This window comes from Salmonella sp. A1325 (genome assembly GCF_056991255.1).
This window is the reverse complement of record NZ_JAMLWO010000011.1, coordinates 21,701-42,928: the sequence shown is the minus strand read 5'-3', so window position 1 is coordinate 42,928 and position 21,228 is coordinate 21,701. Positions and strand designations below refer to the sequence as shown.

The following is a 21,228-nucleotide window of genomic DNA, read 5'->3' as shown; positions in this document are numbered from 1 at the left end:
CAGCCCCATCAACAGTGATGAAAATGCATTGGACGCGATTATAAGATAAAACGGCTTAGATCTTCATCTGCGACCAGCGCATCCAGATGTTTGCTCACATATTCCGCATCAATTGTGATGTTTTGGCCGTGCAGATCGCTGGCGTTATAGGAAATTTCTTCCATCAGACGCTCCAGTACGGTATGCAGACGGCGCGCGCCGATGTTTTCGGTGGTTTCGTTAACCTGCCAGGCGGCTTCGGCAATACGTTTAATACCGGAATCGGTGAACTCGATATTGACGCCTTCAGTTGCCATCAGCGCTTTATACTGCACGGTGACGGAGGCGTTTGGCTCGGTCAAAATGCGTTCGAAATCGCTGGTGGTCAGCGCCTGAAGTTCAACGCGAATCGGCAGGCGGCCCTGCAGTTCCGGGATCAGATCAGACGGCTTCGCCACCTGGAACGCGCCAGAGGCGATAAACAGAATATGATCCGTTTTGACCATCCCGTGTTTGGTCGAAACCGTGCAGCCTTCTACCAGCGGCAGTAAGTCGCGCTGTACGCCTTCGCGTGAAACATCCGGGCCGGAGGTTTCGCCACGCTTACAAATTTTGTCAATTTCATCGATAAACACGATGCCGTGCTGTTCAACCGCGTCGATAGCGTCCTGTTTCAGCTCTTCCGGGTTGACCAGCTTAGCAGCTTCTTCTTCAACCAACAGTTTCATCGCGTCTTTAATTTTCAGCTTACGCGGTTTCTGTTTCTGACCGCCCAGGTTCTGGAACATAGACTGCAACTGGCTGGTCATCTCTTCCATGCCCGGAGGCGCCATAATCTCTACGCCCATCGGCGCGGCGGCGAGGTTAATCTCGATCTCTTTATCGTCGAGCTGGCCTTCGCGCAGTTTTTTGCGGAACGTTTGACGGGCGGCAGAAGGCTCCTGCTGCTGTTCGGCCTGGCCCCAGTTATTTTTTGCGGGTGGGATCAGTACGTCGAGAATACGTTCTTCCGCCAACTCTTCCGCACGATAGCGATTTTTCTCGATAGCCTGTACGCGAACCATTTTCACCGCGGCATCGGTCAGATCGCGGATGATAGAGTCCACTTCTTTCCCGACATAGCCCACTTCGGTGAATTTGGTGGCTTCGACTTTAATGAACGGCGCGTTGGCGAGTTTTGCCAGACGACGGGCGATTTCGGTTTTACCGACGCCGGTCGGGCCAATCATCAGAATATTTTTCGGCGTTACTTCGTGGCGCAGCTCTTCATCAAGCTGCATACGACGCCAGCGGTTACGCAATGCAATCGCCACGGAACGCTTTGCGTTATCCTGGCCGATAATGTGTTTGTTCAGTTCGCTGACAATTTCGCGTGGGGTCATTTCAGACATGAGAGGTCCTTACGCTTTGGCGGTCAATTCTTCAATGGTGTGGAAATGGTTGGTGTAAATGCAGATATCGCCTGCAATATCCAACGCCTTTTCAGCAATTTCGCGCGCGCCGAGCTCGGTATTTTCCAACAGAGCGCGAGCGGCAGCCTGGGCATAAGGACCGCCGGAGCCGATAGCAATTAAATCGTTTTCAGGTTGCACGACATCGCCGTTACCCGTGATGATGAGCGAGGCGGTTTCATCCGCGACGGCCAGCAACGCTTCCAGTTTGCGTAGCATACGGTCGGTACGCCAGTCTTTCGCCAGTTCAACGGCGGCTTTGACCAGGTGCCCCTGATGCATTTCCAGTTTACGTTCAAACAGCTCGAACAGCGTGAATGCATCCGCAGTACCGCCCGCAAAGCCCGCAATGACCTTGTCGTTGTAGAGGCGGCGGACTTTCTTCACGTTGCCTTTCATTACTGTGTTACCCAGTGTGGCCTGACCATCACCGGCGATTACCACGTGGCCGTTACGGCGTACGCTTACTATTGTTGTCACGAGCAGACCCCTTGGTTACTAATGCTGAATTGCGGCCCCGTACGGCGTACGGGGCATAATGCAAGTATAGATGGGGGAGATTTTGAGGGTTTCAACCCCCGGTGGCGAGTCGAATGCAGTTTGTATGGCCCGCCATCTTCAGACGGTTAATGGTGCTGTCGGCATTTTCTTTACCTTTCACCGGCCCGATAACCACGCGATTCCAGCCGTTATTGGTGGTAATTTTGGAGTCAAAGCCTTCAAACGCCAGCTGAGCGCGGACGCTTTCTGCCTGCTCGGCGCCTTTGAATGAACCACATTGCACCATCCAGCGACGTTCATCTTTTTTCTCTGCTGTCGCCTTCGGCGCTTCAGGCGCGCGCGTAATGGGCGCGGCTTTTGGCGCTGCCGCGCTGGTATGCGCCGGCGTTTGCAGCAAATCCTGATAAGGTTGCTGCGAGGCCGTCTGCTTCGGCGGCTGACTTTGGCGCGCGGGTTGCGCCGGGGCGGACTGTACCGTGCGCGTTTGCGGCTGTTCGTTTACCCGCGGCTGCGTACGTGGTTGCTGAACAGGCTGCGTTTGAGCCCACTGCTGCTGCTGCTGCTGCTGCTGCTGCTGCTGCTGCTGCTGCTGCTGCGCCTGACGCTGGCGCTGTAGCGTTTGCTGGCGTTGTTCTGGCGTCTGCTCGTTCCACGGCACTTCGTTAAGTTGCGTTGGCTGCTGACGCATATCCGCCTGCATCTGCTCCAGGAGTTGACGCTGTTCGCTGGTGAGCTGATTCGGATTCATGACTTCGCCGCCGGCGGACGGTTCCGTTGGCGTACGCACGCCCGGCTGGCGACTTTCCAGCTCTTTGATGTAACGCCAGCGCTCTTCCGGTTTTGGCGGAAGCCCATTGCCGGTGACTTTCTGGTTTTGTAGCGTTTCGGACTCTTCTTTCTTATGGTGAGTAATGAAGTACAGACCGCCGATAAAGGTCACAAGGACGGCTGCCGCAATCGCGACCATTGCCGGCGAGACGGCAGGCATGTTGCTTTGCTTCTTCCGTGAGTTCCGTGAGGTGCTCTTTTTGCGCCGCGAAGGAGCCGGTTGGCCGCGACGTACATAATCTCGTTGTGCCACTATCGTTTCGCTGTATTTATTCGTTCGTCAGCCCGTCATGTTACTGAAGCGGCGGGCCTTTGACCAGACAGGTGAGTCTTAAAGCTATTTACTTTAGGGTAAAGCGCGCGTAGAACCGCGAATAATCAGCTCGCAATCCATTAAACGCGAGCCGCTGCTCACATTTTGCCCCTGCATCTGATCGAGCAACAGCAGCATCGCTTCGCGACCAATGTCAAAACGCGGCTGCGCCACGGTTGTCAACGGAGGGTCGCAAAACTCGGCCAGCGCGATATTGTCAAAGCCGATAATCGACAGATCGTCAGGTACTTTCAGACCCTGGCGCTTGGCCCAGGAGAGCGCGCCCAGCGCCATTACGTCGCTATGACAAAAGACGGCGGTAGGCGGCAACGGTTGCTCAAGCAACTGCTTTAATGCGTTTGCCCCGGCTTCAAAGGTAAAGTCGCCACGGGCGATGTAATGCGGATCGACCACAATGCCACTGCGTCTTAATGCCTGTACGTAACCTTGTAAGCGATAGTGACAGAGCGGCATATCTTCCGGCCCCGCAATACAACCAATCCGCTTGTGGCCCAAATCCAACAGGTAATTCATGGCGTTGAACGCGGCGGTCAGGTTATCGATATGTACCGTCGGCAATTCAAGCTCCGGCGCGAACTCATTCGACATCACCATCGGAGGCAAATTGCGCTGCTCCTCAACGCTAGCGTCAAAGGGCAGTCGGGAACTGAGAAGTACCATGCCGTCGATCTGTTTGGTGATGATGAGATTAAGAAAGGTTTTTTCTTTCTGGTTTTGATGGGCGCAATCGCCAATCAGCACCAGATACCCCTGTTCTGCCGCGGTCACTTCGATACCGCGGATAATTTCACTGAAGAAGGGATCGCAAATATCCGGGACAATCACCAAAATCGTACGGGATTCATTGCGTTTTACATTTCGCCCCATCGACTGCGGGAAATAACCCACTTCAAGCGCGGCCTGTTCAACCCGGCTACGGGTCGACTGGGAGACTTTATCGGGGTTCATTAACGCGCGGGATACGGTTGCCGTAGAGACTTTCGCCTTCAACGCAACATCCTTCATCGTAGCGGCAGTAACCTGCTTGTTCGATTTCACTCTTTCTCCTCGCCTGGGAACTGCTGGCGCAGATCTATCCCTGGTAACACTCATCGAAAACATTTTTATCAGATAGTGCGTGGAAGCGGTTACAGAATTTTCATAAAAAGTGTGATGGATCTTTAATTTTACGATCCGCCTCGCATCGTGAGGACTATCCTTCAATCGGATCGACGTCCAGAACCCATTTAACTTTCCGCGCTTCAGGGAGCGTATTGAGCAACGCCAGCGTGCCGCTGATGATGTGTTGCAGGCGAATCCGTGAAGGATGCTGAAGTAAAATTTGCCAGCGATAGCGGCCGCCGCGTTTTGGCGCGAGGGCCGGAACCGGACCTAAGATCCACAGCTTATCGTCTGATAGCGGGCTGGCCTGAATCAGATTACGCAACTGCTGGAGAAAGACGGGCGCCTGCTGATTGTTGTGATCCTCTGCGCGAATAATGACGTGGCTGGTCCACGGCGGAAGCTGGAGCGTTTGCCGTTCCGCCAGCGCCTGCTCCGCAAACGCATCATAGCCTTTATACAGTAACGTTTGCAGCAGGGGATGCTCAGGATGGTGCGTTTGGAGCACCACTTCGCCCTGTTTGCCCGCGCGCCCGGCGCGGCCGGAAACCTGAGTGTAGAGCTGGGCGAAGCGTTCCGCCGAACGAAAATCTGCGGAAAAAAGCGCGCCATCGACGTCCAGCAACGCCACCAGCGTGACGTCCGGAAAGTGATGGCCTTTCGCCAGCATTTGTGTGCCTATCAGAATGCGCGCTCCGCCGCGGTGAACTTCCGCCAGATGCTGCTCCAGCGCGCCTTTACGACTGGTGGTATCACGGTCGATTCGTGAGATCGGCACGCCGGGGAAGAAGGGCGCCAGCACCTGCTCCAACTGTTCCGTCCCTAACCCAACCGGTAGCATATGTGTGGAGCCGCAGGAGGGGCACTGACGCGGTACCGGACGTTGGCTGTCGCAGTGATGACAGCGTAAATGATGCTGCGCCTGGTGCAGCGTGTAGTAGTGATCGCAACGCGGGCACTCCGCAATCCAGCCGCAGTCGTGGCAAAGCAGCGCGGGCGCGAATCCCCGGCGGTTAAGAAATAAAATTACCTGATTGTCGGCCTGGAGATGTTGGCGCATACGGGCGATAAGGGCGGGCGCCAGTCCCGCCTGAAGACGCTGGCCTTTTAAATCCAGCACATGCTGCAGGGCTGGGCGGGCGTTGCCTGCGCGCCGCGTCAGACGCAGCATCCGGTATTTTTTCTGCCGCACGTTGTATAGCGTTTCCAGGGCTGGGGTGGCGGAGCCGAGAATAATCGGGATCTGCTCGCTATGGGCGCGATACACAGCCAAATCGCGGGCATGGTAGCGCCACCCTTCCTGCTGTTTATAAGAGCTGTCGTGCTCTTCGTCGATGACAATTACGCCAAGATTTTTAAACGGCGTAAACAGCGAGGAGCGCGTGCCGATGACAATCGCCGCTTCGCCGTTTTTCGCTTTCAGCCATGCCGAAAGACGCTCGCTGTCGTTTAGCCCGGAATGCAGCACTTCCACCGGCGCGTTAAAACGTTCGCGAAAACGGGCGATCGTTTGCGGCGTCAGGCCGATTTCCGGCACCATCACCAGCGCCTGTTTGCCCTGGGCGAGGATGTTTTCCAGCACGCTCAGATACACTTCGGTCTTGCCGGAACCGGTTACGCCTGCCAGCAACCAGGCGGAGAAACCGTCCGACGCGCTGTGAATTGCGCCGACTGCTGTCGCCTGTTCGGTATTCAGCCGCAGGCGCTCTCCTGCGACGGCATAACGCTCCCGCCAGTCGGTAAACGCGGGCGTTTCACTGGCAAGCTCACAAAGCCCCTTACGCCGCAGCGTTTGCAGCGTGGCGTCAGTAAAATCAAGCTCGGCTACCTGATAGCGCCAGATCTTTCCTTGCCGCAGCGCCGCCAGCGCCTGTTGTTGTTTGGCGGAGCGTTTCAGGCTGTTGATGTCGACGGCTTGCCCCTCTTCGGTGGCGAACCAATACCATAGGGGCGCGTTGCTGGCTGGTTTTCCCTGACGCAGTAAAACCGGCAGAGCGTGAAACAGAACGTCGCCGAGGGGATGGTGGTAGTAATCCGCCGCCCAGAGGAGTAAGCGCCAGATGGAGGGAGAAAAGATTGGCTCGTTATCCAGGATTTCAATGACCGATTTTAATTCATTGAGCGGCAATTCGCTGTGGTCGCTAATCGAGACGACAATGCCCACGCGCTCTTGCTGCTTGCCGAACGGCACGCGCACGCGGCACCCGGCTTTGGCGACCCCGCCTTCCGGCAGCAGGTAATCAAAGGTTCGGGGAAGCGGAACGGGCAAGGCAACGTGCGCGACGGACATAGCATCTTCCTGACTTGAAATTTCGTCGGGTAGTATACACATTACGATAAGGGAGCGCGGATCAGTTTGCATACGGTGGTCAAATTCTGTATGATTCGCCGCCTTTGGTGCGTGTTGTGAGCATCAAACCCTTTACTATTAACTTCGCGTGGTGTCTGGCGTTAGGGCTGGAAGAGCGACGCGGCCTTACACTGAGGTTCCCCATGAAAAAAGGTATTCACCCGAATTACGTAGAAATTACTGCAACCTGTTCTTGCGGTAATGTTATCAAAACCCACTCTACCGTGGGTCACGACCTGAACCTGGACGTGTGCGGCAAATGCCACCCGTTCTTCACTGGTAAGCAGCGTGTTGTTGATACCGGTGGTCGTGTTGAGCGCTTCAACAAGCGCTTCAGCATCCCTGGCAGCAAATAAGTTACCGCCAGAAAAAAAAGCGCCGCAGGGCGCTTTTTTTGTTTTCTAGGGATAACAGTATTTGTTCAGACACATTCTGTGATCCGTAATCGCTTTCATTACGCTTCCTGCCGTGAGTTTTAACGAAGGATTTATAGTCAGTCCCGCACTTTCCAGCCCCTTCGCTGTCCATTTATTGCAGGTATTGAGTATGCCGTAGCGGCCATTCGCGGCGTAAAACTGGCTATCGCCGTAAATTCCTTGTTTTAACGGAATCAGATTACCCTCTTCGTCACGCAGCAAAGCTGCGGCCCAGATAACGCATCAGACTGTTACGCTGGTTTGTGTGCAGGAGCAGTGATTTTATCTCGCTACCGGCGAAATAGCGTTCTGGTTGACCGGAAAAGGCGACGATGTGCATAACCGCGCCGGATGACCAGAACATGGCCTGGAGCGTAAGCGCGGTGGTTATTTCTTGTGACTGATAAAAGCCCTTATCGCCCCAGCCGATTTCATACCACTGCGTCTCCTGAGCGAACCGTTTTTTAAGCTGTGGCAGAACGGTATTAACATCATGGGCCGGCGCAATAATTCCCGTGTGCCAGCCATGACTGACGATATAGATTTCCGTCGGGGAGGGCTGTCCGCCTGTCGTAGGTTTTACGGCTTGTGGAAAGGTTGTGCAGCCATATAGCAATAAACTTAACCAGGCGATAAAGAGATTTTTCATGACATATCACCAGCAAAGGCGCGGTATGTTGTGGCGTTTGTCTAATGACGCTGCGCTTATCGGGTCGGTGCCGGATTGGTAATTCATTGATATTTTTGCATTCCTCTTCGAGGGTAATAAAGCGAATGTCATAACTACAATACGTTTTAACCATTCAGGCGGAAGTTAGCTTCCGCCTGTTTTACTTTTACTATCTCGCTTTATTTTTTAAACATCTGCTCTGGATCGATAATCAGCGCCCGATAACCCAGCATACCGGCACGGTTACTGTGTACTTTTAGCTCCAGCATCACATCCTGAGTACCGTCTTTGACTTCATCCAGAACGGAAACGATCGGTTTTGTACCGCTCATTCCCGCTGTAGCCGAGTACATGAACATCGTTTTGGTTTCCGGGCGATATTCCGTGACGGAAGTAATGGCGCTGTACCAGTCAAAACCACGCTCTTTACCATATTCCCACATTTGGGAAACCGTCATATTTTTTTCGTCAATCTGATATTCCACGCCGCGGGAATATTTCATTGACGGCATGGCCGGTTGTTCCATGCCGCGCGCATCTCCGTTATCAAAGGCGGTCACGACGGTTTTACCTCCGGTGCTTTTGGATGGCACTAACCAACCGGTATGTTGTGTCCATGTCCAGTCAAATCCACCGTCGCAGTGGTGCGCTTCGCAGGTTAGCGGTTTACCGTTGCTGTCTACGGGTTTCAGCACTTTTTTCGCCAGTTCGCCTTTCCAGCCGGATGGATCGGAAAGTATCCATTTCACTTTTTTATCGCGGCCAATTTTGATGATGGCAGACTGGTGGCGCGAGCTAATGATAATGCTGTCGTCGCGAGGATCGTAGCTGACGGAGTTAACATGCGCCCAGTTGCGGCCCGGGCCGGAGCCCGCGATATCGCCGAAGGGTTGCTTTGCAAGCTGCTCTTTGGTCATGACCTGACCGGAATGTTCGGCATCGACGCTCAAACATACCGCTCCCTGATCCATCGCCAGAATAACGTCGTCACGATAGGGGTCGAGGATTTTTGGCAGATCCCAGTAATCGACAGTATCGCCGTTCTGGTCAACTTCAAGAATATGATCACGCACAGTATTGATGGTGTATTTACCATTTAATGGATAATTTTCTTTTGCGACACGCAGCAGGTAGGTGCCTTTCGGCGTTTCGGTAATGGCGTGCGAAAAATCAATAAATCCTTTTGGCAGTCGTTTATCGGAAATAACGCGGCCTAAGAAATCATATTTAAAGTAACGTTGACCCTGGCCAAAAATAAGATTGCCATCGTTAACCTGATGGAAGCTCATCATGGAACCAAAGCGCGTTATATCATCCTGGTTACGGAATTTATCAATATTCATATAGCCGCGAACATCGCCATTCGTATCGCTAATCCAGTTGATACCGGTATAATCCCAGTTCGCCGCGCCGCCTGCGACATGCATAATGTGGCCGGCTCTTGGCATCCCCGTTATATGGTTAAAAAGATATAAGCGATTTTTAAGCGAGCTATCGACTTTAACCGGTTCTACTGTAGGAAGAACGGCAGTTTGCCCGGTAGTAGAGGGTAATGATACCGGTGCGGCGTAAATGGACCACGTATATGTTTGTTTTTTACCTTCTTCAGTCCAGTCAACTTTAACCTTATTGACATAATCTGGATACAAGCCAAATACAGGTATGCCGTCATGGGTATTTATAGCCTGCGGGCCGACATCATAACTGATCGGGATGCCTTTTTCCCCTTTCCCTAAAACGGTAACCTTCACGTCCTGTACATTATGATTGGCTTTATTAATAATTGCTGTTAATGGGAAAACGCCGCCGTAGGGGGCGACATCGACCATACCTAATGGCCCTTCATGTACTGGAATGACATCTGCTGATGCGACCATTGGCCTGTTTGGGTCTAAAACGCCTGAGGCTAAAACGCTGCCGCTCAAACACAGGCAACATAATACAGGTAAGACTTTCCTTGTAAATAACATGTTTATTTCCCCATTCGATATTATCGATAAGTTGAATGTATATTAACTTTCTTATTTGTTGGAGATGAAAAAACATTTAAAAAAGTAAAACAATCCGCGGAGGGGAATAATGATGTTGGTCACAAATATGAGGTGTCCATGGTCTTTTTAACAATACTCATCGTTATACTATTTGTTCAGTAAATACATAGCGGTGTATTATTATTCATGTACGCTTTGCTACGTGAAACTTTAAATAAAGATTGGAAGTTTAAATATAATAAAATTATATCGGTTATGGCATGCCGGGGATTTTTTTCAGGAAAATAACGAAGAGAAACTTATCATGTATGACAAATTTATCTATCGAGGGCTATTCGGGAAGATGAACGGTTAGAAAAATGTCGGAGATAGCCGTGTACAGGGGGAATCGTTAAAAAAGCGCGGCCAGAGGCGTTCTGACCGCATGCTTTGCTATCAGTATTCCCACGTTTCCGGGTCAATCCCCATTTCACGCATGATCTCTTTTGCCGCTTCCGGGATTTCATCGCTGCGCTCTTTTCGCAGATCGGCATCATCCGGCAAGGGTTGCCCGGTAAAGGCGTGCAGAAATGCTTCACACAACAGCTCGCTGTTGGTGGCGTGGCGCAGGTTGTTCACCTGACGACGCGTACGTTCATCGGTGAGGATTTTTAACACCTTCAGAGGAATGGAAACCGTAATTTTTTTGACTTGCTCACTCTTCTTACCGTGCTCAGCGTATGGGCTGATATATTCGCCGCTCCATTCAGCCATGAGATACTTAATCCTCTTCGTCATTAATATTGAGGTCTGAACCTGAGCCCGGACCATAATCGCGCGTAGTTTACCGTAGTGGCGCGGCCCTGACACGAAGTTAGCGGTCGCAGATGTGCGCTAATGCATATAATTTTAACGGCTATTTGCGGTTTGCTCAATCTATACGCAAAGAGGTTTAGATGTCCAGATGTATTGACGTCTATTGTGGTAGTGGTTAATCTGTGGCCTGACTTTCACCGACTCAGCCAGGAATATCTTCATATGACGCGTAAACAGGCCACTATCGCAGTGCGTAGCGGATTAAACGACGACGAGCAATACGGCTGCGTTGTGCCGCCAATCCATCTCTCCAGTACCTATAACTTTACCGGTTTCAATGAGCCGCGCGCGCATGATTATTCCCGCCGCGGTAATCCCACGCGTGATGTGGTTCAGCGTGCATTAGCGGAACTGGAAGGCGGCGCGGGCGCGGTATTGACGAATACCGGCATGTCGGCGATTCATCTGGTCACCACCGTTTTCCTCAAGCCGGGCGATCTGCTGGTCGCGCCGCATGATTGCTATGGTGGCAGTTATCGTCTGTTTGACAGTCTGGCGACACGCGGCTGTTATCGTGTGCGGTTTGTCGATCAGGGCGATGAACGCGCCTTACAGGCGGCGCTGGAAGAAAAACCGAAGCTGGTACTGGTAGAAAGTCCAAGTAATCCATTGTTACGCGTGGTGGATATTGCGAAAATCTGTCGGCTGGCGCGCGAGGCGGGCGCAGTGAGCGTCGTTGATAACACGTTTTTAAGCCCGGCGCTGCAAAATCCGCTGGCGTTGGGTGCCGATCTGGTGTTGCATTCATGCACGAAATATCTCAACGGTCATTCGGATGTCGTGGCCGGCGTGGTGATTGCTAAAGATCCGGAAATGGTCACTGAACTGGCGTGGTGGGCGAATAATATTGGTGTGACGGGCGGGGCGTTTGATAGCTATCTGCTGCTGCGCGGTTTGCGAACTCTGGTGCCGCGTATGGAGCTGGCGCAGCGCAACGCGCAGGCGATTGTGGATTACCTGCAAACCCAGCCGCTGGTGAAAAAGCTGTATCATCCGTCACTGCCGGATAATCAGGGACATGAGATTGCCGCGCGTCAGCAAAAAGGCTTTGGCGCAATGTTGAGTTTTGAACTGGATGGGGATGAGGAGACGCTGCGTCGTTTTCTGGGCGGGCTGTCGCTGTTTACGCTGGCGGAATCTTTAGGGGGAGTGGAAAGTTTGATCTCTCACGCCGCCACCATGACGCATGCCGGTATGTCGCCGCAGGCGCGTGCCGCCGCCGGGATCTCCGAAACGCTACTGCGTATCTCCACCGGTATTGAAGATGGCGAAGATTTAATTGCCGACCTGGAAAATGGCTTCCGGGCTGCAAACAAGGGGTAAACATGAGTGTGATTGCGCAGGCAGGGGCGAAAGGTCGTCAACTGCATAAATTTGGCGGCAGTAGTCTGGCGGATGTGAAGTGTTACCTGCGTGTCGCAGGCATTATGGCGGAGTATTCGCAGCCTGACGATATGATGGTAGTGTCCGCCGCAGGCAGTACCACCAACCAGTTGATTAGCTGGCTCAAGTTAAGCCAGACCGATCGCCTTTCTGCGCATCAGGTATTACAGACGTTACGCCGCTACCAGTGCGATCTGATTAGCGGGCTGCTTCCCGCCGATGCGGCAGATGACTTAACCAGCGCTTTTATCAGCGATCTGGAACGTCTTGCCGCCTTGCTCGACGGCGGCGTAACGGATGCCGTCTATGCTGAGATCGTCGGACACGGCGAAATTTGGTCGGCGAGATTGATGTCCGCCGTCCTGAATCAGCAGGGGCTGGATGCCGCCTGGCTGGACGCGCGCGCATTTTTACGCGCCGAACGCGCCGCACAGCCGCAGGTTGATGAAGGGCTATCTTATCCTTTATTGCAACAGCTACTGGCGCAGCATCCTGGCAAACGTCTGGTCGTGACCGGGTTTATCAGCCGCAATCACGACGGCGAAACAGTCCTGTTAGGCCGTAACGGTTCCGACTATTCCGCCACGCAAATCGGCGCGCTGGCGGGTGTTTCCCGCGTGACCATCTGGAGCGATGTCGCGGGCGTTTATAGCGCCGACCCGCGCAAAGTGAAAGATGCCTGCCTGCTGCCGTTGCTGCGTCTGGACGAAGCCAGCGAGCTGGCGCGTCTGGCGGCGCCTGTTCTGCACGCCCGCACACTACAGCCGGTTTCCGGCAGCGATATTGACCTCCAGTTGCGCTGTAGCTACACGCCGGATCAAGGCTCCACGCGCATTGAACGTGTGCTGGCTTCCGGGACGGGCGCGCGTATCGTGACCAGTCACGATGATATCTGTCTGATTGAGTTTCAGGTGCCTGCCAGCCAGGATTTCAGGCTGGCGCATAAAGAGCTCGACCAAATTTTAAAACGGGCGCAGGCGCGTCCGTTGGCGGTGGGCGTGCATCGCGATCGCCAGCTATTGCAGTTCTGCTATACCGCCGAGGTAGCGGATAGCGTACTGAAACTCCTCGACGATGTCGGGCTGCCGGGCGAATTGCGCCTGCGGCAGGGGCTGGCGCTGGTGGCGATGGTCGGTGCGGGCGTTACTCGCAATCCGCTACACTGCCATCGCTTCTGGCAGCAGTTGAAAGGTCAGCCAGTGGAATTTACCTGGCAGTCGGAGGAGGGCATCAGTCTGGTGGCGGTCCTGCGTACCGGCCCGACTGAGAGCCTGATTCAGGGGCTGCATCAGTCGGTTTTCCGTGCCGAAAAACGCATTGGCCTGATGCTGTTCGGTAAGGGGAACATCGGCTCCCGTTGGCTTGAACTGTTTGCCCGTGAGCAAAGCACGCTTTCCGCGCGTACTGGTTTTGAATTTGTGCTGGCGGGCGTGGTGGATAGCCGCCGTAGCCTGCTGAATTATGAGGGGCTGGACGCCAGCCGCGCGCTGGCATTCTTTGATGATGAAGCCGTTGAGCAGGACGAAGAGTCGCTATTCCTGTGGATGCGTGCGCATCCGTATGATGATTTAGTGGTGCTGGATGTGACAGCAAGCGAGCAATTGGCCGATCAGTATCTGGATTTCGCCAGCCACGGTTTTCATGTGATTAGCGCCAATAAACTGGCGGGCGCAAGCGCCAGCGATAAGTATCGCCAGATTCATGACGCGTTTGAAAAAACCGGGCGTTACTGGCTGTATAACGCCACCGTGGGCGCGGGGTTGCCGATCAACCACACGGTGCGGGATCTGATTGACAGCGGCGATACGATTCTCTCGATCAGCGGGATCTTCTCCGGGACGCTATCCTGGCTGTTCCTGCAATTTGACGGTACGGTGCCGTTTACCGATCTGGTGGATCAGGCCTGGCAGCAGGGACTGACCGAACCCGATCCGCGCGTCGATCTTTCCGGAAAAGATGTCATGCGTAAGCTGGTGATTCTGGCGCGCGAGGCGGGATACGACATCGAGCCGGATCAGGTGCGTGTAGAATCGTTGGTGCCGGCGCATTGTGAAGAAGGGTCTATCGATCACTTTTTCGAAAACGGCGACGCGCTGAATGAACAGATGGTGCAGCGTCTGGAGGCAGCCCGCGAACTGGGGCTGGTGTTGCGTTACGTGGCGCGTTTCGACGCCAATGGCAAAGCGCGCGTCGGCGTTGAAGCGGTGCGTCCGGAACATCCGCTGGCGGCGCTGCTGCCGTGCGATAATGTCTTTGCTATTGAAAGCCGCTGGTATCGCGATAACCCGTTGGTGATCCGTGGGCCGGGCGCGGGTCGCGATGTGACCGCCGGGGCGATTCAGTCTGACATCAACCGCCTGGCGCAGCTATTGTAATACGCCTGCCTGCCGGATAGCGGCTTCGCCAGATCCGGCAGCGGGCAAACCGGGGTATCTGTTTATTCTTCGTCAGATGCGTTTTCTGCATTGGCGACGATAAATCGGTTCATCTTCGCCTGAATAATGGCTATGCCGACAGGTGGGAACAGCAAGGCCCAAAATAGCGCCCAGCCGCTCTGTATCCCCGTATTTTCGTTTGCATTCGCCAGCAATGTTCGGATTTCGCCGCTAAGCGTCAGACACAATATTGCTGTGCTATGATAAGCCTGACTACGTCAGATGGGCCATTTACGCAAACGAGAATAACACCAATACGATCGGCTGGAATAGACAGTGATTTACTCCAAAAATAAACACCATACGACGATCCCAGCGAACCGATAAAAGAGAGCACCAAAAAGAAAAAAGTGATCCCCCAGAATCGATAGCTACTCAGGAGATCGGCGCAGGTCCATTTTTTATCTGACATTGACGGTAAAGTAATTTCCATATTTATCCCTTGTTTTCCATAGAAAATAAGAATGTATAGAACTATTCAAATCGATAATAAATATTTATTATGTGAACAACGTTTATAGCCGATATTAACTTAAAACGAAGGGCCATTTTATCAAATAGTTCTATTCTTTTTCAGCGTGTAAAAGCAGGATGTGAGGTGATTAAATCTATAGCGCCTCCTGAATGATAATCTGTGATTTTTTATGCGTGGCATTACATCATTGGGTTAAATGTGATTCCATTGTGAGTTATATTTTTCCGTCAGCAAATACAGAATTTGCGTGACGCGTTTGGCGGAATAGTGGGCGCTTTGCTGGAATTCAGGTTGTTGCCATAGCCAGGTAACAAAGCGGCGACTGGCCGCCAGATTAACGGCGACACCTTGTTCTAAGTGGGAACCGGTTAACGAACAGACCATTTTGCGGTTGTGACCTTGCCCCCAGAGTTGCCACTGATTTTGCCACCATCCCTGCCATGTTTTGCCTAACAGTTGCCACTCTGCGCGGCAATCGTCATCGTTTATCTCTTCCTCAACGAACCACAGCGAGGAGAGACGCTGGCGAAACCGCTCCGCCCATGCCGTAATGACCGCGCCGCGCAAAAAACACTCATGGGCAATGATGTGTGTCGCGACATCAGGAAAGCGGTTTTTCAGCACCCGAAAATGACCATGCGCCGTAATGACCGGGCGAAGTATTGTCCCTTGCGCGTTACGTTTAAGCGCCGCCGGGCCATACTGAATCTCATCGAACTGGCTGCGCTGTAAAAATTGCCGTTCTTTAATGGCGATACGGTGAATAATATCGCCATTCTCACCCTCGGGAGGCGCAATTCCTTTCCAGTGGTAATGCAAACTCTTTCCGGCAGAAAGTAACGTGAAATTGCTGGAAAGGTGAAGAACATTGCCGCGAACAGCGTCAAAACTGAATAAAAAGTACAATTGTTGGAAGGCATTCGCTCCCTGAAACGGTACGAGCAGCGGAATACTGCAAATCTGTTCCGGCGTTTCGGCGACATTCAGCGCGTGCTGTTTTGGCGTCCAGACCTTCTTACAGTACTGGCACTGAAGTCGCTGCGTTCCGCCGGGATTACGTCCATAACGAATCCATGTTTTTTGATAGCAGTCGGGGCAAAAGTGACCATGCTCTTTGGCATATTGCGCGATGTAAGCAGACGCCCAGCGGCGAAATTCCCCCTCGTTGAAGAGCGGCGGATAACTGCCGCAGGCTCGACAATGCAATGCCGGATAACCCAGGCGATAGTCCGGCCACACATAATCCGGCGAGTCAGGCAGCCCAAGATTGCGACAACCAGCGCTTTTGCAGGCATTAATGGTGAACAGAGGCGGCATACATTTTACCAACGATTTTGGCAGGTCGTTGATTCTGCCTTCATAAAACGGTACGCGGGTGTGAGGACTCTCACATAAAAAAACCTTTCAGAACGTAACGTAGCGAATCTTTATATGACTGAAAGGGACTTATTTATGAAAGTAAAACTGCTTGCTGCCGGTATTTTGTTCACGCTGCCGTTCTGGGCCTGCGCCAAAGATGTCACCATTATTTACACCAACGATCTACACGCCCATGTGGAGCCTTATAAAGTGCCGTGGATTGCTGACGGTAAACGCGATATTGGCGGTTGGGCCAATATCACTACGCTGGTGAAGCAGGAAAAAGCCAAAAATAAGGCGACGTGGTTTTTTGATGCCGGAGATTACTTTACCGGACCGTATATCAGCAGTCTGACGAAGGGTAAAGCGATTATCGATATTTTGAATACCATGCAGTATGACGCTGCCACTATCGGTAATCATGAGTTCGATCATGGCTGGGACAATACATTGTTGCAACTGAGCCGGGCGAAATTCCCTATCGTGCAGGGCAATATTTTTTATGAGGACAGCAGTAAATCCTTCTGGGATAAGCCGTACACCATTGTTGAAAAAGATGGCGTCAAGATTGGCGTAATCGGCTTACACGGTGTCTTTGCTTTTAATGATACGGTTTCTGCGGCGACGCGCGTGGGCATTGAGGCACGCGATGAGATTAAGTGGCTGCAACGTTACATTGATGAACTTAAAGGTAAAGTCGATCTGACCGTCGCGCTGATCCACGAAGGCACCCCGGCCCGCCAGTCCAGCATGGGGAATACCGATGTGCGACGCGCGCTGGATAAAGATATTCAGACCGCAAGTCAGGTAAAAGGGCTGGATATTTTGATTACCGGCCACGCGCATGTCGGTACGCCAGAACCGATTAAAGTCGGTAATACGCTGATCCTCTCAACGGACAGCGGCGGCATTGATGTCGGCAAACTGGTGCTGGACTACCAGGAAAAGCCGCATCAGTTTACCGTGAAGAACTTCGAGCTGAAGACCATTTTTGCTGATGAGTGGAAGCCCGATCCGCAAACGAAACAGGTGATCGACGGCTGGAACAAAAAGCTCGATAAAGTCGTGCAGCAGACGGTGGCGCAATCGCCGGTTGAGCTGACCCGCGCGTATGGCGAATCGTCGTCGCTGGGGAATCTGGCGGCGGATGCGCTGCTTTTTACGGCGGGGAAAGACACCCAGTTAGCGCTTACTAACTCTGGCGGTATCCGCAACGAAATCCTGGCTGGCGCGGTGACGATGGGGGCGGTAATCAGTACCTTCCCGTTCCCTAATGAACTGGTCACGATGGATTTAACCGGTAAACAATTGCGCAGCCTGATGGAGCATGGCGCTGGATTAAGCAACGGCGTATTGCAGGTGTCTAAAGGGCTGGAGATGAAGTATGACAGCAGCAAACCTGTCGGCCAGCGGGTTACCGTGCTGACGCTCAATGGCAAGCCGATTGACGATGCTACGGTTTATCACATCGCTACCAACAGCTTCCTTGCCGACGGCGGCGATGGTTTTGCGGCATTCACGGAAGGCCAGGCGCGGAACACCTCCGGCGGCTACTATGTGTCGAATGCGATAGTTGATTACTTTAAGGCGGGCAACACCATCACGGATGAGCAGCTCAAAGGGATGCGCGTTGCGGATGTGAAGAAGTAATTTCCCCTGCCGCGGCGCGTTCAGTGTCGCGGCGTGACATGAAGAAAATTCAACTTTGCTGAATATTCCTCATTCTTTAGCGTGATTTTTCAGTTGACGTCCTTCTGCTTTTCCGTCATTTTTACATCTGGACGTCTAAACGGATAGATGTTTACAACACAACAAATAATAACATGCGATTGATGAGGTAAGGTATGAGCTTTTTTCACGCCAACCAGCGGGAAGCCCTGAATCAGAGCCTGGCGGAAGTACAGGGTCAGATTAACGTTTCGTTTGAATTTTTCCCGCCGCGCACCAGTGAAATGGAGCAAACCCTGTGGAACTCCATCGATCGCCTGAGCAGTCTGAAACCGAAGTTTGTTTCGGTAACGTATGGCGCCAACTCCGGGGAACGCGACCGCACCCATAGCGTTATTAAAGGCATTAAAGAGCGTACTGGGCTTGAGGCCGCGCCGCACCTTACCTGTATTGACGCCACGCGCGATGAGCTGCGCACCATCGCCCGCGACTACTGGAATAACGGTATCCGCCACATTGTCGCTTTGCGCGGCGATTTGCCGCCGGGCAGCGGTAAGCCGGAGATGTACGCCGCCGATCTGGTTGGTTTGCTCAAAGAGGTGGCCGATTTCGATATTTCAGTAGCGGCCTATCCGGAGGTACATCCGGAAGCGAAAAGCGCGCAGGCCGATCTGCTTAATCTGAAGCGTAAAGTGGATGCTGGCGCTAACCGCGCGATAACCCAATTTTTCTTCGATGTGGAAAGCTATCTGCGTTTTCGTGACCGCTGTGTTTCCGCCGGTATCGACGTAGAAATTATTCCCGGCATTTTACCGGTGTCTAATTTTAAACAGGCGAAAAAATTTGCCGATATGACCAATGTCCGCATTCCGTCCTGGATGTCACTGATGTTTGAGGGGCTGGATGATGACGCAGAAACCCGCAAGCTGGTGGGCGCTAACATTGCGATGGACATGGTGAAAATTTTAAGCCGCGAAGGAGTGAAGGATTTCCACTTCTACACGTTGAATCGTGCGGAAATGAGTTATGCCATTTGCCACACGCTGGGCGTAAGACCCGGTTTATAATCTCCAGCTCCCTGCCGGGAGCTTTATTACACCTCATATTGATCTACATCTCTGTAACTAAAAATATAAAAGGTATTAGCTATCGAATCTGTGGATTAATTCAACTATATCTATTTGCTCCTGGTGTATATCGTAACGGTAACACTTTAAAAGGGAGCTGAGATATGAGCACGACCGACGATACCCATAACACGTTATCCACTGGAAAATGTCCTTTCCATCAGGGGGGGCATGACCGAAGCGCAGGCGCAGGGACTGCCAGCCGCGACTGGTGGCCGAACCAGCTTCGTGTGGATCTTTTGAATCAACATTCCAACCGTTCTAACCCGCTGGGTGAAGACTTTGACTACCGCAAAGAGTTTAGCAAGTTAGACTACTCCGCCCTGAAAGGGGATCTCAAGGCGCTGCTGACCGATTCACAACCGTGGTGGCCCGCCGACTGGGGCAGCTATGTCGGTTTGTTTATTCGTATGGCCTGGCATGGCGCTGGCACCTACCGTTCTATTGATGGTCGTGGCGGCGCGGGTCGTGGTCAACAGCGTTTTGCGCCGCTTAACTCCTGGCCGGATAACGTCAGCCTCGATAAGGCGCGTCGTTTGTTGTGGCCGATTAAGCAGAAATATGGCCAGAAAATTTCCTGGGCCGACCTGTTTATTCTGGCGGGTAACGTGGCGCTGGAAAACTCCGGCTTCCGTACCTTCGGTTTCGGCGCCGGGCGTGAAGATGTCTGGGAACCGGATCTGGATGTGAACTGGGGCGATGAAAAAGCCTGGTTGACTCACCGACACCCTGAAGCGCTGGCAAAAGCGCCGCTGGGCGCGACCGAGATGGGCCTTATCTACGTTAACCCGGAAGGGCCGGATCACAGCGGCGAACCACTTTCTGCCGCCGCCGCTATTCGCGCTACCTTTGGCAATATGGGGATGAACGACGAAGAGACCGTGGCGTTGATCGCTGGCGGGCATACCCTCGGTAAAACCCACGGCGCGGCAGCGGCATCCCATGTAGGGGCCGATCCGGAAGCCGCGCCGATTGAAGCGCAGGGCTTAGGTTGGGCCAGCAGCTATGGTAGCGGCGTTGGCGCGGATGCTATCACCTCCGGGCTGGAAGTGGTCTGGACGCAGACGCCGACCCAGTGGAGCAATTATTTCTTCGAGAACCTGTTCAAATATGAGTGGGTACAAACCCGTAGTCCGGCTGGCGCTATCCAGTTTGAAGCGGTAGACGCGCCGGACATCATCCCGGACCCGTTCGATCCGTCGAAAAAACGTAAGCCAACCATGCTGGTCACCGACCTGACGCTGCGTTTTGATCCGGAGTTCGAGAAGATTTCCCGTCGTTTCCTTAACGATCCTCAGGCCTTTAATGAAGCCTTTGCTCGTGCCTGGTTCAAACTGACGCACAGAGATATGGGACCAAAAGCGCGTTACATCGGACCGGAAGTGCCGAAAGAAGATCTGATCTGGCAGGACCCATTGCCGCAACCGCTCTACCAGCCAACGCAGGAAGACATTATCAACCTGAAAGCGGCGATCGCTGCATCCGGGCTTTCTATTAGCGAGATGGTTTCGGTTGCCTGGGCATCTGCGTCTACTTTCCGCGGCGGCGATAAGCGTGGCGGCGCTAACGGCGCGCGTCTGGCATTAGCGCCTCAGCGCGACTGGGAGGTCAACGCCGTTGCGGCTCGCGTTCTGCCGGTATTAGAAGAGATCCAGAAAACGACGAATAAAGCCTCGCTGGCCGATATTATTGTGCTGGCGGGCGTGGTTGGTATCGAGCAGGCGGCCGCTGCTGCGGGTGTCAGCATCAGCGTACCTTTTGCGCCGGGCCGGGTGGATGCGCGTCAGGATCAGACCGACATCGAGATGTTCTCGCTGCTTGAACCGATTGCCGATGGATTCCGTAACTATCGTGCGCGTCTGGATGTGTCGACGACCGAATCGCTGTTGATTGATAAAGCGCAGCAGTTAACGTTGACCGCGCCGGAAATGACGGTACTGGTTGGCGGGATGCGTGTGCTGGGAACCAACTTTGACGGCAGCCAGAACGGTGTCTTTACCGACAGACCGGGCGTGCTCAGCACAGACTTCTTCGCTAATCTGCTGGATATGCGTTACGAGTGGAAACCGACCGACGAATCTAATGAGCTGTTCGAAGGCCGGGATCGTCTGACTGGCGAGGTGAAATACACGGCGACCCGCGCCGATCTGGTGTTTGGTTCCAACTCCGTACTGCGCGCGCTGGCGGAAGTTTACGCGTGTAGCGATGCGCACGAGAAGTTTGTGAAGGACTTCGTCGCGGCATGGGTGAAAGTGATGAACCTGGACCGTTTCGATCTGCAATAATCTGATAGGTTAATTCGTCA

At 53.2% G+C, this 21,228-nt stretch carries 14 protein-coding genes and 2 pseudogenes; 6 read left to right on the top strand and 10 right to left on the bottom strand.

The annotated features are described in order from the left end of the window. Positions 1-38: 38 nt before the first annotated feature. The 5 genes from hslU to priA all read right to left on the bottom strand — a co-directional run bounded on the left by hslU (position 39) and on the right by priA (position 6,484). Entirely contained in the window at positions 39-1,370 is a 1,332-nt protein-coding gene (gene hslU / locus NAZ64_RS18535; RefSeq protein ID WP_001293360.1) for an HslU--HslV peptidase ATPase subunit, read from the bottom strand. A 9-nt stretch (positions 1,371-1,379) separates the two neighbouring features. Beyond that, positions 1,380-1,910 carry an ATP-dependent protease subunit HslV gene (gene hslV / locus NAZ64_RS18530; RefSeq protein WP_000208240.1) on the bottom strand — a complete coding sequence of 177 codons (531 nt, stop codon included), beginning with the start codon at positions 1,908-1,910 and terminating at the stop codon, positions 1,380-1,382. A gap of 91 nt (positions 1,911-2,001) precedes the next feature. Beyond that, positions 2,002-3,012: a cell division protein FtsN gene (gene ftsN, locus NAZ64_RS18525; RefSeq protein ID WP_024147580.1), complete on the bottom strand. Its 1,011-nt coding sequence runs from the start codon at positions 3,010-3,012 to the stop codon at positions 2,002-2,004. Positions 3,013-3,105: 93 nt separating this feature from the next. Further along, on the bottom strand, positions 3,106-4,131 hold the full coding sequence (gene cytR / locus NAZ64_RS18520) for a DNA-binding transcriptional regulator CytR (protein WP_000841337.1): 1,026 nt from the start codon (positions 4,129-4,131) through the stop codon (positions 3,106-3,108). A 154-nt stretch (positions 4,132-4,285) separates the two neighbouring features. Then, a complete protein-coding gene (gene priA, locus NAZ64_RS18515) occupies positions 4,286-6,484 on the bottom strand; it encodes a primosomal protein N' (protein WP_220569503.1) in 2,199 nt (732 codons plus the stop codon). Between the two features lie 203 nt (positions 6,485-6,687). Between priA and rpmE the strand changes: the two genes are divergently transcribed. Further along, positions 6,688-6,900: a 50S ribosomal protein L31 gene (rpmE, locus tag NAZ64_RS18510; RefSeq protein ID WP_000715284.1), complete on the top strand. Its 213-nt coding sequence runs from the start codon at positions 6,688-6,690 to the stop codon at positions 6,898-6,900. Positions 6,901-6,945: 45 nt separating this feature from the next. On the opposite strand, the pseudogene NAZ64_RS18505 reads toward rpmE, so the two are convergent. The 3 genes and pseudogenes from NAZ64_RS18505 to metJ form a co-directional block, all read right to left on the bottom strand. Beyond that, positions 6,946-7,609 (bottom strand): annotated as a pseudogene (locus NAZ64_RS18505) (TIGR02117 family protein). A gap of 200 nt (positions 7,610-7,809) precedes the next feature. Further along, positions 7,810-9,600, bottom strand: a complete 1,791-nt coding sequence (locus NAZ64_RS18500; RefSeq protein WP_000899639.1) for an aryl-sulfate sulfotransferase — start codon at positions 9,598-9,600, stop codon at positions 7,810-7,812. A 456-nt stretch (positions 9,601-10,056) separates the two neighbouring features. Continuing rightward, positions 10,057-10,374, bottom strand: a complete 318-nt coding sequence (metJ, locus tag NAZ64_RS18495) for a met regulon transcriptional regulator MetJ (RefSeq protein WP_000852811.1) — start codon at positions 10,372-10,374, stop codon at positions 10,057-10,059. 264 nt (positions 10,375-10,638) lie between these two features. Between metJ and metB the strand changes: the two genes are divergently transcribed. Further along, positions 10,639-11,799: a cystathionine gamma-synthase gene (gene metB / locus NAZ64_RS18490; RefSeq protein ID WP_000197210.1), complete on the top strand. Its 1,161-nt coding sequence runs from the start codon at positions 10,639-10,641 to the stop codon at positions 11,797-11,799. 2 nt (positions 11,800-11,801) lie between these two features. Then, on the top strand, positions 11,802-14,234 hold the full coding sequence (gene metL / locus NAZ64_RS18485) for a bifunctional aspartate kinase/homoserine dehydrogenase II (RefSeq protein WP_000110811.1): 2,433 nt from the start codon (positions 11,802-11,804) through the stop codon (positions 14,232-14,234). A gap of 62 nt (positions 14,235-14,296) precedes the next feature. Here metL and NAZ64_RS18480 read toward each other — a convergent pair. Further along, positions 14,297-14,727: pseudogene (locus NAZ64_RS18480) on the bottom strand (hypothetical protein). 234 nt (positions 14,728-14,961) lie between these two features. Beyond that, complete coding sequence (locus NAZ64_RS18475) at positions 14,962-16,086, bottom strand: hypothetical protein (RefSeq protein WP_061383755.1); 1,125 nt, start codon at positions 16,084-16,086, stop codon at positions 14,962-14,964. 135 nt (positions 16,087-16,221) lie between these two features. Between NAZ64_RS18475 and NAZ64_RS18470 the strand changes: the two genes are divergently transcribed. From NAZ64_RS18470 to katG, 3 genes are all read left to right on the top strand, one after another. Further along, positions 16,222-17,778, top strand: coding sequence for a bifunctional metallophosphatase/5'-nucleotidase (locus NAZ64_RS18470; RefSeq protein WP_220569502.1), 1,557 nt, complete (start codon positions 16,222-16,224; stop codon positions 17,776-17,778). A gap of 194 nt (positions 17,779-17,972) precedes the next feature. Then, on the top strand, positions 17,973-18,863 hold the full coding sequence (gene metF, locus NAZ64_RS18465; protein ID WP_000007507.1) for a methylenetetrahydrofolate reductase: 891 nt from the start codon (positions 17,973-17,975) through the stop codon (positions 18,861-18,863). A gap of 164 nt (positions 18,864-19,027) precedes the next feature. Next, complete coding sequence (gene katG, locus NAZ64_RS18460; protein ID WP_020838265.1) at positions 19,028-21,208, top strand: catalase/peroxidase HPI; 2,181 nt, start codon at positions 19,028-19,030, stop codon at positions 21,206-21,208. The last annotated feature ends 20 nt before the right edge of the window (positions 21,209-21,228 follow it).

What these genes read in the sequence shown, in the direction of transcription:
- metB (WP_000197210.1), top strand. Translation starts at nt 10,639, where the DNA reads ATGACGCGTAAACAGGCCACTATCGCAGTGCGTAGCGGATTAAACGAC.
- rpmE (WP_000715284.1), top strand. Translation starts at nt 6,688, where the DNA reads ATGAAAAAAGGTATTCACCCGAATTACGTAGAAATTACTGCAACCTGT.
- NAZ64_RS18470 (WP_220569502.1), top strand. Translation starts at nt 16,222, where the DNA reads ATGAAAGTAAAACTGCTTGCTGCCGGTATTTTGTTCACGCTGCCGTTC.
- hslU (WP_001293360.1), bottom strand. Translation starts at nt 1,370, where the DNA reads ATGTCTGAAATGACCCCACGCGAAATTGTCAGCGAACTGAACAAACAC.
- NAZ64_RS18475 (WP_061383755.1), bottom strand. Translation starts at nt 16,086, where the DNA reads ATGCCGCCTCTGTTCACCATTAATGCCTGCAAAAGCGCTGGTTGTCGC.
- priA (WP_220569503.1), bottom strand. Translation starts at nt 6,484, where the DNA reads ATGTCCGTCGCGCACGTTGCCTTGCCCGTTCCGCTTCCCCGAACCTTT.
- metF (WP_000007507.1), top strand. Translation starts at nt 17,973, where the DNA reads ATGAGCTTTTTTCACGCCAACCAGCGGGAAGCCCTGAATCAGAGCCTG.
- katG (WP_020838265.1), top strand. Translation starts at nt 19,028, where the DNA reads ATGAGCACGACCGACGATACCCATAACACGTTATCCACTGGAAAATGT.
- NAZ64_RS18500 (WP_000899639.1), bottom strand. Translation starts at nt 9,600, where the DNA reads ATGTTATTTACAAGGAAAGTCTTACCTGTATTATGTTGCCTGTGTTTG.
- metL (WP_000110811.1), top strand. Translation starts at nt 11,802, where the DNA reads ATGAGTGTGATTGCGCAGGCAGGGGCGAAAGGTCGTCAACTGCATAAA.
- metJ (WP_000852811.1), bottom strand. Translation starts at nt 10,374, where the DNA reads ATGGCTGAATGGAGCGGCGAATATATCAGCCCATACGCTGAGCACGGT.